General features: G+C 72.5%; 15 protein-coding genes. 3 read left to right on the top strand and 12 right to left on the bottom strand.

From position 1 onward, the window contains the following. Positions 1-189: 189 nt before the first annotated feature. The 6 genes from AC060L_RS11990 to AC060L_RS11965 all read right to left on the bottom strand — a co-directional run bounded on the left by AC060L_RS11990 (position 190) and on the right by AC060L_RS11965 (position 5,762). On the bottom strand, positions 190-1,179 hold the full coding sequence (locus AC060L_RS11990) for an ACP S-malonyltransferase (protein ID WP_483798643.1): 990 nt from the start codon (positions 1,177-1,179) through the stop codon (positions 190-192). A gap of 11 nt (positions 1,180-1,190) precedes the next feature. Then, positions 1,191-2,432: a beta-ketoacyl-[acyl-carrier-protein] synthase family protein gene (locus AC060L_RS11985; protein WP_483798642.1), complete on the bottom strand. Its 1,242-nt coding sequence runs from the start codon at positions 2,430-2,432 to the stop codon at positions 1,191-1,193. Further along, the gene (locus AC060L_RS11980) at positions 2,429-2,719 is read right to left on the bottom strand and encodes an acyl carrier protein (RefSeq protein ID WP_483798641.1); all 291 of its coding nucleotides are present in this window, start codon (positions 2,717-2,719) and stop codon (positions 2,429-2,431) included. The genes AC060L_RS11985 and AC060L_RS11980 overlap by 4 nt, the downstream gene beginning before the upstream one ends. Before the next feature lie 151 nt (positions 2,720-2,870). Further along, the gene (locus AC060L_RS11975) at positions 2,871-3,665 is read right to left on the bottom strand and encodes a VOC family protein (RefSeq protein WP_483798640.1); all 795 of its coding nucleotides are present in this window, start codon (positions 3,663-3,665) and stop codon (positions 2,871-2,873) included. A 110-nt stretch (positions 3,666-3,775) separates the two neighbouring features. Then, positions 3,776-5,023, bottom strand: a complete 1,248-nt coding sequence (thrS, locus tag AC060L_RS11970; protein WP_483798723.1) for a threonine--tRNA ligase — start codon at positions 5,021-5,023, stop codon at positions 3,776-3,778. Between the two features lie 271 nt (positions 5,024-5,294). Continuing rightward, the gene (locus AC060L_RS11965; protein ID WP_483798639.1) at positions 5,295-5,762 is read right to left on the bottom strand and encodes a hypothetical protein; all 468 of its coding nucleotides are present in this window, start codon (positions 5,760-5,762) and stop codon (positions 5,295-5,297) included. A 189-nt stretch (positions 5,763-5,951) separates the two neighbouring features. Between AC060L_RS11965 and AC060L_RS11960 the strand changes: the two genes are divergently transcribed. Further along, complete coding sequence (locus AC060L_RS11960) at positions 5,952-6,887, top strand: DUF2797 domain-containing protein (protein ID WP_483798638.1); 936 nt, start codon at positions 5,952-5,954, stop codon at positions 6,885-6,887. 7 nt (positions 6,888-6,894) lie between these two features. On the opposite strand, the gene AC060L_RS11955 is transcribed toward AC060L_RS11960, so the two are convergent. Next, entirely contained in the window at positions 6,895-7,407 is a 513-nt protein-coding gene (locus tag AC060L_RS11955; RefSeq protein ID WP_483798637.1) for a hypothetical protein, read from the bottom strand. Next, positions 7,397-7,744, bottom strand: coding sequence for a cupredoxin domain-containing protein (locus AC060L_RS11950; RefSeq protein ID WP_483798636.1), 348 nt, complete (start codon positions 7,742-7,744; stop codon positions 7,397-7,399). Before AC060L_RS11950 ends, AC060L_RS11955 begins: the two co-directional genes overlap by 11 nt. Here AC060L_RS11950 and AC060L_RS11945 point away from each other — a divergent pair. Continuing rightward, positions 7,722-8,108, top strand: coding sequence for a hypothetical protein (locus AC060L_RS11945; RefSeq protein ID WP_483798635.1), 387 nt, complete (start codon positions 7,722-7,724; stop codon positions 8,106-8,108). The two genes, AC060L_RS11950 and AC060L_RS11945, sit on opposite strands and share 23 nt — an antisense overlap. A gap of 71 nt (positions 8,109-8,179) precedes the next feature. Here AC060L_RS11945 and AC060L_RS11940 read toward each other — a convergent pair whose 3' ends face one another. The 3 genes from AC060L_RS11940 to AC060L_RS11930 all read right to left on the bottom strand — a co-directional run bounded on the left by AC060L_RS11940 (position 8,180) and on the right by AC060L_RS11930 (position 10,201). Then, positions 8,180-9,034: an NmrA family NAD(P)-binding protein gene (locus AC060L_RS11940; RefSeq protein WP_483798634.1), complete on the bottom strand. Its 855-nt coding sequence runs from the start codon at positions 9,032-9,034 to the stop codon at positions 8,180-8,182. 8 nt (positions 9,035-9,042) lie between these two features. After that, entirely contained in the window at positions 9,043-9,573 is a 531-nt protein-coding gene (locus tag AC060L_RS11935) for a hypothetical protein (protein WP_483798633.1), read from the bottom strand. Positions 9,574-9,679: 106 nt separating this feature from the next. Then, on the bottom strand, positions 9,680-10,201 hold the full coding sequence (locus AC060L_RS11930) for a MarR family winged helix-turn-helix transcriptional regulator (protein ID WP_483798632.1): 522 nt from the start codon (positions 10,199-10,201) through the stop codon (positions 9,680-9,682). A gap of 200 nt (positions 10,202-10,401) precedes the next feature. Between AC060L_RS11930 and AC060L_RS11925 the strand changes: the two genes are divergently transcribed. Next, positions 10,402-11,163, top strand: coding sequence for a bestrophin-like domain (locus tag AC060L_RS11925; RefSeq protein WP_483798631.1), 762 nt, complete (start codon positions 10,402-10,404; stop codon positions 11,161-11,163). Between the two features lie 164 nt (positions 11,164-11,327). Here AC060L_RS11925 and AC060L_RS11920 read toward each other — a convergent pair whose 3' ends face one another. Further along, positions 11,328-14,030: an HNH endonuclease gene (locus AC060L_RS11920; protein ID WP_483798630.1), complete on the bottom strand. Its 2,703-nt coding sequence runs from the start codon at positions 14,028-14,030 to the stop codon at positions 11,328-11,330. Between the last annotated feature and the right edge of the window lie 236 nt (positions 14,031-14,266).

Below are 14,266 nucleotides of genomic sequence, written 5' to 3'. Positions count from 1 at the left end.
GTACTTGGGCGTTTCGCCGGTGCGTCCAGGCGGGATGCCCGGCGTCGCGCGCCCGACGGGAATTATGAGACACGGCCTAGCTCCCCGGGCCTGCCAGGCCCGGGGAGCGAGCCGCTGGGCGTCCCGATGTCCCACCGCCCTGCGCACGCACCACCACGGCCGGCTCTGCCGAGGCGGCCTGGCGGCACGTCAGGCCGTCGGAGACGATGCCCTGGTCAGCAGGCTGAGCAGCGGGCGCGGGCCGGCGTCCAGGAACTGGCTGACGCCCGACGCGCGCAGGTGTTCGACGCAGCGGCGCAGCGGCACCGGGTGGACCAGGTGGTGGGTGACCCCGTCACGGAACTCGGCCGCCGAGCGGTAGTCCCGCCCGGTGCGCGGGCAGTGCACCCGCAGTCGGCCCGGCCGGAACTCCATGGCCTCCGCCGCCGAGCGCACCTGGCGGGCGACCGGAGCCAGTGCCGGGCTGTGGAAGAGCGTGCGGGTGGGGAGCAGGGCCTTCGCGATCGAGCGGCGCTCGGCCAGCGCCGCCAGCGCCTCGACGGCCTGTCGCGGACCGCTGACCACGCTCTGCTCGGGCCCGTTGTCGCAGGCGAGGGCAAGCCCCGGCAGCCGCGCCTCGGCCAGCAGCCGGCGGACCTGGCCGGCCGGCAGCCGCAGCACGAGCAACCCGCCCGCCGGCACCCGCAGCACGCCGCGCCAGTGCTCGCAGGCGAGCAGCAGCCGGGCGCCGTCGCCGACGCCGAGCACCCCGGCGGCGGCGAAGGCGGCGATCTCGCCGAGGCTGTGTCCGAGCAGCACCGGCCGGGCGCCCGTGGCCGGCCGCAGCAGCCGGCAGAAAGCCACCGCCTGTGCGTAGCCCGCCAGTTGGATGAGCGTGTCACCCGGCGCTGCAGTCGTTGCGGTCAACGCGGCGGGCGCGGCGGCCGGGGTGATCGGCCCGACGCGCGGCCCGGCGCCCGCTGCGGCGCTGCCCGGCACCGGCCCGGTGAGCAGGTCGGTGACCCGGTCGCCCAGCGCCGCCGGCAGCGCTGCCGCGACCTGCGCCAGCACCTCGCGCACCGCCGGCTGGTCCGCGTACCGGCCCAGGCAGCCCGGGACCAGCGAGCCGATCCCGGGGACCAGCAGCACGGTCGTCCCGGACGGCGCACCGTGCGGCCCGGTCGGCTCCCGCCGCACCACCTCCCGCCCCCTCATGCCGGCGCGAAGGCGAGCACGGCGTTCTGCCTGCCGAAGCCCGCCGAGCTGCTCAGCGCGAGGCCGATCCGGCACGGGCGCGCGCTGCCGCGCACGACGTCCAGGTCGATCGCCGGATCGAGCTCCCGCAGGTTCGCGGTCGGCGGGACCAGCTGCTCCGCGACGGTGAGCACGGTCAGCGCGGCCTCGATCGCCCCGGCCGCGCCGAGCGTGTGACCCAGCGTGCCCTTGGCCGAGGTCACCGGCACGGCGCCGAACAGCCGCCGCAGCGTCCGCGCCTCGGCCAGGTCGCCCAGCGGCGTCCCGGTGGCGTGCGCGTTGACGTGGCCGACGTCGGCCGGCCCGGCCTGGGCGTCCACCAGCGCCCGGCGCAGCGCGAGTTCGAGCCCCAGCCCGCGCGGGTGCGGGGTGGTGGGGTGGAACGCGTCCGCCGAGGCGCCGTAGCCGACCAGCCGGCCCAGCACCCGGGCCCCCCGCGCCCGCGCGTCCGGAAGGCGTTCGAGGACGAGCATCGCGGCGCCCTCGGCCAGCACGAAGCCGCTGCGCTGCACGTCGAACGGCCGGGCGGCGGCGGCCGGTTCCTCGTTCCGGCCGGACAGCGCGTCCATCCGGGCGAAGGCGGCGGCCGTCAGCCGGTCGACGGCCGACTCGGCGCCGCCCGCGAGCACCACGTCACAACTGCCCGAGCGGAGCAGGTCCCGGGCCACCCCGATGGCGGTGGCCCCGGAGGCGCAGGCGGTGCCCACCGCGAGACTGGGACCGCGTGCGCCGAGCACCGCGCACAGGTGACCGGAGAGCATGTTGGTCATGAACAGCGGAACGGTCAGCGGGGAGACCCGCGCGCCGCCGCCGTCGGCCAGCCGCCGGGCCTGCTCGGCCAGCACCGGCGAGCCACCGAACGCCGATCCGGTCACCACCGCGACCCGGGCGCCGTCCCAGCCGGACGAGTCGAGGCCGGCCTGCTCGACCGCCTCCGCCGCCGCGACCAGCGCGTACTGGGCGAACCGGGCGGTCCGTCGGGCGAGGTTCGCGCCGAGCTGGCCGACGGCGTCGAAGGCCGGCACCCGGCAGGAGAAGTCCGGTCGCAGCCCGTGCAGGCCGGGATCGCCGGTGGCCGTCGGCGTGCCGAGGCGGACCCGGGACCAGCACGCGGCCGCGCCGATCCCGGCGGGGCTGACGACGCCCAGGCCGGTCACCGCGATGTCGCGGTCGCCGCCGGTCGTATCGCGGGCGCTCACGTCATGCCCGCCTTCGGAGAGATCTCCGCGTCCGTCTCGGCGTCCGTCTCCACGTCCGTCTTCGTGCCGAGCAGGTCGCCGATCCCGGCGAGCGAGGCGGCGGCGGTCAACTCGCCGTCACCGATCGCGATGCCGAGGTCCTCGGCGAGGATGTCGCAGAGCTCCACGACGGCCAGTGAGTCGAGGCCGAGCTCTTCGAGCGTCGCGCCCGGCGACAGCGCGTCGGCGGGCACCTGGAAGGCCGAGACGAGTGCCTTCACGAGCGAGGGGTTGACCGTGCTGAACATGACGCTCCTCAGGGACGGCGGACGGTCACCGGGAAACACTCCCGGTGCCGCACTGCCCATTAGCGCCCAGCGTCACCACCGGCTGAAAGGCGCTCCGCCACCCGGTGTGTTGACTGCCCGGCACCGTTGCGCGGCCGGCCCCGCCTGATCGCTAACGGGCCGCCGGCTTGAGCAGCACGAAGTCCGCGCCCGCCGGGTCCACGCAGACCGCGAGCCGGCCGATGCCCGGCGCGTCGACCGGCCCCATCTGCAGCGTGCCACCGAACTTCGTGACCGTCGCCACCGCGGCATCGACGTCCGCGGCGGCGAAGACCGGGTGCCAGTAGGGACGGCCGCCGGTCAGCGCGAGGTGCTCGGGGAGGAGCTCCAGCAGACCGCCGTGCATCCGGTCCTCGGGCAGGCCGGCCGGGGTCAGCAGCGTGTAGGTGCCCTCGCCGCCGGGCATCGGCGTGTCACTGCTCCGCCAGCCGAAGAGGCCGCCGTAGAAGGCCTTCGCGGCGGCCGCGTCGGTCGTGTAGAGCTCGGCCCAGCAGAGCGAGCCGGGAACGTCGGCCGCCTCCATGCCCTTGAGCGTGCCCGGCTGCCAGATCGCGAACTGGCCACCCAGCGGGTCGGTGAGCTGGGCCATCCGCCCCTCGCCGTCGGAGTTCGTCGGAGCGACCCGGACCGCGGCACCGGCCTCCCGTGCCGAGGCGGTGGTGGCGTCCGCGTCGGGGGTGCTGAAGTAGATCGTCCAGGCGGACCGGGCACCCGCCTCGGTGAGCTCGCCGACCGCACCGACGGCCTTGCCGTCCAGCCGGAAGACGCTGTAGCCACCCGGCTCCGGGCCGAACGACTGGGCCTCCCAGCCGAAGACCGCTCCGTAGAACGCGACGGCCGCGGCGACGTCGGGTGCGCCGAGGTCGATCCAGCACGGGGAGCCGGGGACGAAGTCGGTGGTGAGCACGGCACTGCTCCTTCGAGGACGGGTACGGGCCTTCGAGGACGGGTACGGGGACAGCGTGTCAGCTGTCACTGACAGCGAGTCAGCGACCCGCCGACGCCGCCGACTTCGGGTCAGCCCTGCGCGGCAGCGGCCACCACGGGGGTGTCCGGCCACAGGTCGCCGCCGCGTCCGGCCACCTGCGCGCCGATCCGCGCGATCGCCTCCGCCGCCGGGAGCGCGGCCGGCCGCCGCCCGTCCCGCAGCCGCAGCGCCACCGCGCCGTCCGCCGCCTCCCGCGCGCCGATCACCGCCTGGTACGGCACCAGTCGCGCGGCCCGCACCCGCGCGCCCAGGCTGCCCTCCTCCGGCAGCGCGAGCTCGGCCCGCAGGCCCGCGGCCATGCACCGGTCGACGAACGCCTCGGCCTGCGGCAGCTGCTCGTCGCCGATCGGCTGGGCGACCACCTGCACCGGCGCCAACCAGGCCGGGAACGCGCCCGCGTGCTGTTCGATCAGCTGGGCGACCGCCCGTTCCACGCTGCCGATCACGGCGCGGTGGACCATCACCGGCCGGTGCCGGGCGCCGTCGGGGCCGATGTAGTGCAGGTCGAACTGCGCGGGCTGGTGGAAATCGACCTGGATGGTGGAGAGGGTCGCCTCACGGCCGGCGTTGTCGACGATCTGGACGTCGATCTTCGGCCCGTAGAACGCGGCCTCGCCCTCGACGCTCTCGTACGCGACCCCGGCCTCGTCGAGGACGCCGACCAGCAGCTCCGCGGCGCGGCTCCACATCGCGGCGTCGGTGACGTACTTGGCGCTCGCGCCGGGCAGCGAGAGGCGGTAGCGGGCGGCCTCGATGCCGAGCACCCGGTACGCGTCGCGGATCAGCCCGAGCGCGGCGCGGACCTCCTCGGCGACCTGGTCGAGGGTGCAGAAGATGTGCGCGTCGTTGAGCTGGATCGACCGGACCCGGGTCAGGCCGCCCAGCACACCGGACCGCTCCGAGCGGTACATGCCGCCCAGTTCGGCCATCCGCAGCGGCAGTTCACGGTAACTGCGGGAGCGGGAGCGGAAGATCACCGCGTGGTGCGGGCAGAGGCTCGGGCGCAGCACCACCTGCTCGGCGCCGAGGTCCATCGGTGGAAACATGTCGTCGCGGTAGTGCGCCCAGTGGCCGGAGATCTCGTACAGCTCGCGCTTGCCGAGGACCGGCGAGTAGACGTGGCGGTAGCCGGCCCGGCGCTCGACCTCGCGGACGTACTCCTCCAGCGCGTGCCGGACGGCGGCGCCGGCCGGCAGCCAGTACGGGAGTCCGGCGCCGATCAGCGGGTCGGTGTCGAACAGGTCCAGCTCGCGGCCGAGCCTGCGGTGGTCGGGCAGCGGCTGGGCGTTCGGCTGGTGGGCGTTGGGCTGGTGGGCGTTGGGCTGGTGGGCGTTCATGGTGGGCTCCTCGCGGTTGGGTGGAGCGAGTGCCCGTTCGGCTGCGGATACGCCAAAGCCCCGGGGCACTCGCCCCGGGGCTTGGTGGACAGAAGCAGCTGTCAGCGCGCCGGGACGGTGTCCGGCGTCGTCGTCGCAGCAGCGTGCTTCTGGAAGCTCATGTCGGACAGGCTAGCAGCCGACCGACCGCAGTTGTCGAGTCCTGGTGGATTCAGAAGTCGAAGAAGCCGTCGTCGTCATCGCGCTCCACCTCGTAGACCCGCTCGACGCGCGGCTCGTCGTCGTCCAGCAGCTCCCCGAGCAGCGCGCCGCCGACCAGGCCTGCGACGCCCGCGCCGACCACGGCGGCCGTGCTGTGCCCGGCGCCCTGCTGGCCGTACCCACCCTGGCCGTAGCCGTTCTGGCCGTAACCGCCCTGGCCGTAGCCGCCCTGCGGGTAGCCGCTCTGCGGGTGCCCGGCCTGCGGGTAGCCCTGGCCGGCGTAGCCCTGCTGCGGGTAGCCGTTCTGCGGGTAGCCGGCCTGCGGCATGCCCTGCGGCAGGTAGAACGGCGGCGGCGTGCTCTGCACCCGCTGCGCGCACGTCCCGCAGGCCTGCACCGGCCGCGGCACGCCCCACTGCGGCGACCAGAGCACGTTCACGCTGCCCGGTGCATGCGAGGGATCGAAGAAGCAGGTCACTGTGACTCCCTGAGATCGCGTTCGTACCGCCCCCGGACGGTACGGTCCGATGATCAGAACGCAGCTCCGGCACCGGCGGTTCCATCCGGCAGCGTTGTCAGTGCCGGGAGGTAGCCTCGGTCGGACCACGAACCAGGGCCGGACACGACCGGAGCGGCCCTGGATCCGCGACACGAACGGGGGCGAGGGATGACCGGCTGGATCGCCACCGGCCTGCACTGGGACGACACCCGTCCGGTGCTGAAAGCCGCGCAGGGCACCCGCGAGCACGCTCGCGAGCTGACCGCCGGCACCCCCGTCAGCTGGCGGCTGAGCGGCCCCCGCCGCTGCGTCGGCCTGCGGCTTCCGGGTGACCCGGGCCGCCGTCCGTGCCCGCACCACGCGACCGTCGAGCCGGCCGGGACCAGCGCGCAGTGCCCCGCCTGCCAGAGCGCCGACCCCGGCCTGCGGGTGGCCCGCGACCAGGTGGTGGACGACGGCCGGACGTACCGGCTGTACCTCGCCTGGTTCGGCACCGGGCTGCTCAAGATCGGGATCACCGCGGTCGCGCGCGGCATCAGCCGGCTGAGCGAGCAGGCCGCGATCGCGTTCACGATCATCGGCACCGGCCCGCTGCCGGCCGTCCGCCGCGCCGAGCTGACGGTCTCGGCCTCCGGGCTGGCCCGCGAGCGCTATCCGGTCCGCACGAAGGTCGCGCGCTGGTGGCAGCTGCCCGGGCAGGTGGAGGGTCACCGCGAGCTCACCGCCGGCCGGGCCCGCGCACTCGAACTACTCGACGGCCATGCGCTCGAACTGCTCGACGACGCACCAGTGGTGGACAACCGCCCACTCTTCGGCCTCACCGACGGCGTCCCGGCCGGGTACCGCGAGATCACCGCTCTCGCCGACGGCGCGACGGTGACCGGCGTGCTGCGCGCCCCGATCGGCCGCCACGTCTTCCTGGACCTCCCCGCCGAGCCCCACTCGGCACAACGATCCGGGCCGCCGCCCGGGCCGCTGCTGCTGGACACCCGCCTGCTGGCCGGCTGGACGGTGGCGGCCGGGCTGGACGCGCCGTGCACCGGCCTCACCCTGGCCGAGCGGCGAAGACCGGAGGAGACCGGCGATCAGCAGGCGCTCTTCTGACGCCCTGTCACTGATCGCGGCCCTGCGCGCCGCCTTGGTCCCCGCCCTGCTCTCCGCCTTGGTCCCCGCTCTCTTCCGCAACCTGCCGCTTCTCGGCGCGGCTGTGCTGGACGACCAGCAGCAGGCCGGCCAGTGCGGTGACCGCGGCGACCGCCTCGGCGACGGCGGAGGCGGTCTTCTTGGGGAACCAGGCCGGCTCGTACATGTTCGGCAGCGGGCCGAGCGCGCCGACGTCCACGTTGCGGTAGAGCAGCACCGCCCCGAATGCCGAGAGTGCGACCAGGAACGCGAACGCCCAGACCGACGACCGCCGCCGCCCCCCGACCAGCACCGCGAGTGCCGCCAGCGAGGCGACGGCCGCCTCGGCGCGGAACAGCGCGCCCTGGGTGATGTCCGAACCGATCGGGTCGTACCCCGAGGCGAGGTCGGCGTGCACGTACGCGTCCACCGCGAGCGCGGCGGCGGTCAGCAACTGGAGCAGCCCGAGGAGCAGCGTGCGCCCGCCGAACCTAGCTCGCACTCGCGCCACCGCTGCTCGCCGAGGACGCGGAGGAGGACGCGGACGCGCCGGCACCGCCGCCGACCTGGACGTGGGTGTCCATCCCGAGCGCCTTGTGGTCGTCGATCGGGCACCACAGCTCGTAGCTGCCGTCCTGCAGCGTGACGGTGAACTGCGCGTTCCCACCGGGGGCGATGGTGGACGTCTGGGTGGTGGTCACCCCCGGCCCCATGATCGCCAGCGCGTGCGAGACCGTACCGGCGTTGTCGGCGACGAAGGTGTACGTACCCGCTGTCAGCTGCGTCTGCGACGGGGTGAGCGAGTACTCCTTCTCGGTGACGGTGACCGTGGTCGCCACGGCCGTCCCGCTGGCGCTCGGCGACGCGGTGCCACTCGCGGTTGCAGAGGCGGATGCGGACGCTGACGCGGACGCGGACGCGGATCCGCTCGGCGAAGCGGCCGCGCTGCTCGCGGCGCCGGCCGTGGTCGCGGGGGAACTGCTGCTCGCCTTGCTGCCCGAACTGCTGGAGCAGGCCGTGACGGCCGCCAACGCGGCGAGCGCCAGCGCCGCCGTTCGCACACCGCGCCGGATCCCGCACCCGCGCCGCCCACTCACAACCCGCATGTCCAGACCTCCACTCGAATCAGGGCCGGTCCGGTGGATCCCGCCGGATCGGCGCCCGGTGTCGGGCACACGGCAGGACCGGCCGGGACCGGCCTAAGGCACCGAGCCTGGTGCAGCGGGGGGCTCCCGGCTGGGACGACACCCGGGCCGGCGCCCCGGTCCACCCGGTCAGCGGAACGTTTCCAGGTGCTCCGTCAGGAACGCCGCCAGCGTCCGAGGCGGCCGGCCGAGCAGGCGGGCGACCGTGTCGGTCGGCACCTCCCGGCGGCTCACGGCCAGCTGCTGGATCTCCACCACATGGGCCGCCAGCCAGCCGGGCAGCCGCCCCCGCTCGACCAGCTGCGCGGCGAGCTGCTCCGGCGTCAGATCCAGGTACCGCACCGGGCGGCCCAGCAGCCGGCCGAGCAGCGCGGCGAGCCCGCCGAAGGAGAACGCCTCGGAGCCGGTGAGGGTGTGACTGCCACCGGCGAGCTCGGGCCGGGTGAGGAGGGCGGCGGCCACGTCGCCGATGTCCCGGCAGTCGATGTAGTTGCACGGCGCGTCACCCATCGCGCCGGTCAGCACACTGCCCTGCGCGACGGCGGGCGCGAGCAGCAGCAGCTTCTGCATGAAGGCGTACGGGCGCAGCACGGTGTGCGGCAGCGCGTACTCGTTCAGGCTCCGCTCGATCGCGTGGTGGCCACGGCTGACGGCCACCGGCGAGTCCGGTTCGGCCGCCGGGGAGGAGATCTTGACGATGTGTTCGATCCCGCTGTCGTACGCGGCCCGGACCGCGCCCAGCTCGTACTCGACCTGGCGGGGACCGTTCTCCATGGTGAGGAAGAGCCGGCTCGCACCGCCGAACGCGGCGCGCAGCGAGGCCGGGTCCGCCGCGTCGGCGGCACGGACGTCGACCAGCGCGCGGGCCGATCGGCTGAGTCCGGCCGTCAGACGCTCCGGCTCGCGGCTCAGCGCACGGCTCGGCACACCGAGCTCGACGAGGCGCCGGAGCAGTGCGCCGCCGGTGGCTCCGGTGGCTCCCATGATGACGATCATCGGCTTTCCTTCGCGGTGGCAGTAGTGACGGTGGTGGCGGTGACGGAGTCGGCGCTCTGGGTCCGGGCCTGGGCCTGGGCCAGGCTCCCCCGCCAGCGCCAGCCGATGATCACCGCGGCGAGCGCCGCCGAGAGCGGCAGATCCAGCGGGAGCCGGTCGATCCAGGGCGCGGGCGCGAGCCCGGTCAGCAGCGGCAGCCAGCGCCGGGCCGCCCACCCGAGCAGCAGGCCGAGCCCGGCCGCGGCCACGCCCAGCACCACCGCCAGCCCGGACCGCGGCAGCGAGCGCGGCCAGCCGCGACGGCTGCGGCCGAGCTGCAACCAGGCCCCGGTCAGCAGCGCGAAGACGGCCGAGGTGCCGGCGATCGAGGTGCAGGCCGCCGTGGCCAGCTCGGAGTTGCGGGAGATCAGCCCACCGATACCGGCGCTCAGCGCCGGCGCCGCGTATGCCACGGCCACCTCGCGCCACAGCGTGAACGGCGGGGCGCCGGAGCGGCGTCGAACCTGCGGTGCGTCCTTGCCGAGCATGGAGGTCCTCTCCTTCGGATCCTTCGAAATATAATTAGGCACCTAACCATCAGGGCAAAGAGCAGCCCGACCACAAGGCCAGGCCCCTCCCCCGCCCGCCGACCGCCTACTCGTCGGTCAGCGCGCCGATACCCCGGACGACCCGGGCGAGCAGGTCCAGGAAGACTCCGCGTTCAGCGACGCTCAGCCCGCCGACCATCGCCTGCAGGCGTTCGAAGTGCTCGGGCGCCATGTCCCGCAGGCGCTGCGCGCCACGCGCGGTCAGCACCACGACGGTGGACCGCCCGTCCTCCTGCGAGGACCGCCGCGCGACCAGCCCCTCCCGCTCCAGCCCGCCCACCAGGCCGGTCACCGTCGCCCGGGAGACCCCGAGCGAGGCCGCGAGCTGGGACGGCGGCTTCTCGCCGCCATGGTCCTCCAGATCGGCCAGCAGCCGGTAGCGCCCGGTGGACAGGCCGAACCTGGCGAAGTGCGCCTCGGCCGCCTGGCCCACCCGAGCCCCCGCGGACATCAGCCGAACGGCGACCAGCACGGCCTGCGGATCGGCATCCAGTCCGTAGTGCCGGATCTGCCGGCCGGCCTGATCCAGCGTCGGCACCTCGGCGAAACGGTCGTCGTCCTTCGTCATGAAGGTAATATGGCAGCTAACTACTTCGACGGTCAAGCACCCTGGGCGGTGCGCCGTCCGGGGGAATTCCGAGGAACCGCCGACCAGCCCGAGTGTCACGCCCCGGCCGCGTCAGCCGGTCCCGGATGCTCGAATGCGGCCACCTCCCCAGCCACAGGGGGGACGGAACTACCGATGGGCGTGCCAGATGAGCCAGTCAGATGAGTGAGCTGATCGCACTGACCATCGCCATGCTGGCCGCCTGCATGGTCGTCATCCTGGTCGTGATCCTGCGGCACCGGCAGACCGCCACGGCCGACCCGTCGGAGACGCCGGACGTCATCGAGTACATGAGCATGATGATCGGCGTGATCTACGCGGTGGTCCTCGGGCTGGCCATCGCCGCGACCTGGGAGGTCCGCGAGGAGGCGAGGGAGGCGGTCCGGATCGAGGCACAGTCGCTGCACGAGGCCGTCAGCCGCGCCGGCACCCTGCCGCCACAGCTCCGCGACCAGCTGACGAGCGACGTCAACACGTACGTCGGCTACGTCGTCCACCAGGAATGGCCGGTGATGGAGCACGGCCACCAGGTCCCGCCCGCCGGCGACGCACTGCTCCACCAGGTACGCGCCGACGCCCAGCCCGGCTACCCGACCGACCTGCTGACCGCCGAGACCCTCGCCCCGGTCAACGACGCGCTCGCCGCCACCGACGACGCCCGCAGCACCCGCGCCGCGATCGCCACCAGCGCGATGCCCAGGGTGGTCTGGATCGGCCTGGGCATCGGCGCGCTGATCACGGTCATGCTGATCTTCCTGCTACAGATCCGCCGCACCTTCCGCGAACTGCTCCTGGCCGGCCTCTTCGCCTCGCTGGTCACGTTCCTGCTCTTCGTGGTCTGGGACTTCCAGTCGCCGTTCGGCCACACCTTCGGGGTCTCGGCAGCCTCCTTCGCCCATCTCTTCCCAGCCGCATCCTCCTGAGCGGAGGCCGGGAATCCTTGGGCTTTTGGGCGTGAGATTACCTATGACCTGCGGCGAGATCGCCACGGTTGCTCCCTCGGACGTCTGTGATCCGCTGGGAGAGTCCCTGTCCCAGGGCCACACCGCATCCTCTGGCAGACCCGACCGCGTCCAACAAAGCGCTACTAGTCGAACGTCGGGCTGACCGAATCGGAGAGTCCGACCGCCCTGAGGTCCTCCGCAAGCCATCGATAGGCGAGAGCTGTGGCCGGAGTGTCCCCGAACACCCATAGGACTTCATGGGAGACGCTTCGACTGGACCATGCGGCCGATTCGGGACGGAGGTGGCGGAAGTCGGCGTGACCGTCGACGGAACCAGACCATGGCGAGTAGTCAGGCTCAGTCCGGACGTCCTCCACCTGCGTGACATCGACCCGTGACGGGGAGCCGACCGGCAACGGGACGATGGCACGCGAGAACATGGGACCGGTGTCCCACCCCAGGTCAGTCCCGACAGGAGGCCAGCTGATCTTGCAGGCGAACTGAACCGGCAGCGCACCGCCGAGGTGCAGGGTCCGACGGACGGGAGACATGTACCCCGCGACGATGCCCTCGTAGATGGACAAAGCGGCGGTGTAGACCTGCCTGACCAGGTCGATCAACGCCTCCGTGCTGTACACGCTCGAGACGTGGTGCGAGGTCAGCGGCGGCGAGATGTCTGGTACCCGATAGGGATGATGGATCATTCCGTCGTGCATGATCGAGAGGCTGTGCTCGGCGCACTGGTCACGAAGTTCCGCGAGTTGCGACCTCAGCACGACGCCGCCGCGCTGGAACCGCACCAGGGCGACATCCGGAGTCCGCCGAAAGATCTCGTCGATTGTGGAGATGGCGTCAGCAAGGGGGATGGGACGGTGCGCCCCCATCCCGCGCTGGTTGGTCAGCAACCGGGAGAGACTCCATACCCGTTCGTGGCATGCAGCCAGGTTGTCAGGCAGCGGGAAGGCCCTGTGCGCCAGCACCTGCGCCATACTCGTCTTCACCCAAGACAAGGACAGCTGCCACGCCCAGGCAGGGACGTCGGACGTGACGGTCGCCGAACGGCTTGAGGCGATCCTCCGGCCGGCCGCTTCGCCCCGCTCCCAGTCCGGCGGGGCAGTGACCTCGAAGAAGCGCTCACGGCCATCAAGGGCTGTGGGGTCAGCGAACACGATGTTCAGGCTGCTGGAACTCTCGCTGCCTGATCCGACCCCGATGGGAACCCCTCGGCCGGTTCCGTCCGAACAGCTGAGCAGAGTACTTGCGCGGCCGACTCCGCCGAGCCAAGCATCAAGTGTTCCGGACAAGCGCCGGGCGCATTCGAGAGCCTCAGGAAGGGCGACCGTCGACCCGCACCGGTAGCTCGGAACGGCCTTGTCGATGATCCACGCGGCCAGCCCAGGGTCGACTGCCGTCAGATCCCGAAGCAGGGCCGTCACGCCTTCCCAGGGGCCACTGGAGACAACGAAGGTCAGGGCGTCTCGCCACCGGTCTCGACGCTGCGGTGAGAACTCCACGAGCTCCGGCAAGCCATTGTCCAGGACGTACTGGCCGCCGAAGTACTGTCCCAGCACCGGGAGGGCGAAGGTGAGGGTGCGCTGACGGGCGACGACCAGCCGGGTCTGGACGAGTCGAAGCTGTTCCTCCTTGGTGCCAGCCTCGCCGGCTGGGACTGCGCCGCCTGAGTCCAGAGTGAGCCGACCGAGCCGAGCAAGCAGGGCGTACGTGTCGGAACTGAGTCCCGAAGCCCGAACGAGAGCTCGTTCGACGAGGGCGGCGAGGAACGCTCCCCGCGAGTGGGGTACCTCAGAGCCGGCCTTCTGGCAGTCAGCAGCAATCAATGCGAAGAGCGGCCGGTGCAGTGCGTCGCGGATCTCGCGGCTGGGGTGCCACGCCAGGTCCAGTGGCGCCCCCACCCTCTCGAGGAGGTCTTGAAGTTCGGTATCCGAAAGCGCGGGCAAGCTGAGACAGTCAGCCTGCCGGAGGTTGGCGTCCGGACGGCTGGTGGCCAGAACCTTGCGGCCGGGCGCACTGTAGAGCCACGATCGGAGATCATCAAGGACCTCTGCCGATCGCGCAGCCCCGAACTCGTCCACGCCGTCAAGGAAGACCGTCACCTGCTTATGGTCCCCGGGGAAGCGCGCGAGCTGATCGTCGAGTGCCCGCCGTAGGTCGGATCCACCCGACTTCGCAGTGAAGTGGACCGGCAGCGGCGCGTCGGGATCGTCAATGGCCCGCAGCGCCAATGCCTGGTACTCCCGCTCCAGGGCGACGGTCTTCCCAGAGCCGAAATCGCCTGTCAGGACGGCGAATCTGCGTCCGACGTGAAAGTGCTCGAACTCCTGGCACGCGCCGGTAGCGCTGTCGTCCGCCAGTTCCTCCGCCTGCTCGGGATCCAGCCCCACGGCAATCCAGCGGGTCACCAACCGACCCCGGCTGGCGGACAGGTCGGCGAGCAACGCATCCCGCCTGACCGCCTCGCTCGCGGCGCCGCCGCCGCCGGAAACCTCCTGTCGGCGGACAGCCTCCTCGTGGGCACGCTTCATCGCCAGGAGGGTGTCCACCCGGAAATTCCGTCCGTGTTCCTTGTCGATCAGCGTGTGATGGGTCGGGCAGAGCAGGATGAGGTTGTCGTATGCGTTCCGGTCCGCGAGCGGAAGGCCAGGGTTGCCCCTCGGACCGTCATCCTCTCGCGCGACGATGTGCGCCTCTTCTCCGAGCACAATCGGGTTCCGCAGCGCCGGATCGCCGCCTAGGTCGACCGTGAGCTCCTGGCGACAGCCAGGGAAGGCACACTCGTTCCCGGACCTGCCCCAGAGGCGCTTCCGGTCCACGTCCTTGATGGCCAAAGGCCCTCCGTCCTATTCCGTACTTCGGCCCCAGTGTGCTCGTCCGCCCGGTCGGTCGAGGGGCAGAAGGCAGGGGCACGATGGCGGCATGGAGCTGCTGACTGACCTCTCAACTGCTCAGCGGCTGAACGTGTTTCATTCGAAGAGCAGGCTCAAGAGTCTGGCATGCCGAGCCGTACTGCTCGCGATTGCTACGCCGTCGCAATCAGCTGATGATCCGTCGGCAATGTTGGCAG

The sequence above is a fragment of the Kitasatospora sp. NEAU-69 genome (assembly GCF_057158765.1).
This window is presented reverse-complemented; position numbering and strand designations above follow the sequence as displayed.

Bases quoted from the DNA above. Each gene is read 5' to 3' on its own strand.
- AC060L_RS11930 (WP_483798632.1), bottom strand. From the start codon at position 10,201: ATGACGAAGGACGACGACCGTTTCGCCGAGGTGCCGACGCTGGATCAG.
- AC060L_RS11925 (WP_483798631.1), top strand. From the start codon at position 10,402: ATGAGTGAGCTGATCGCACTGACCATCGCCATGCTGGCCGCCTGCATG.
- AC060L_RS11940 (WP_483798634.1), bottom strand. From the start codon at position 9,034: ATGGGAGCCACCGGAGCCACCGGCGGCGCACTGCTCCGGCGCCTCGTC.
- AC060L_RS11935 (WP_483798633.1), bottom strand. From the start codon at position 9,573: ATGCTCGGCAAGGACGCACCGCAGGTTCGACGCCGCTCCGGCGCCCCG.
- AC060L_RS11980 (WP_483798641.1), bottom strand. From the start codon at position 2,719: ATGTTCAGCACGGTCAACCCCTCGCTCGTGAAGGCACTCGTCTCGGCC.
- AC060L_RS11960 (WP_483798638.1), top strand. From the start codon at position 5,952: ATGACCGGCTGGATCGCCACCGGCCTGCACTGGGACGACACCCGTCCG.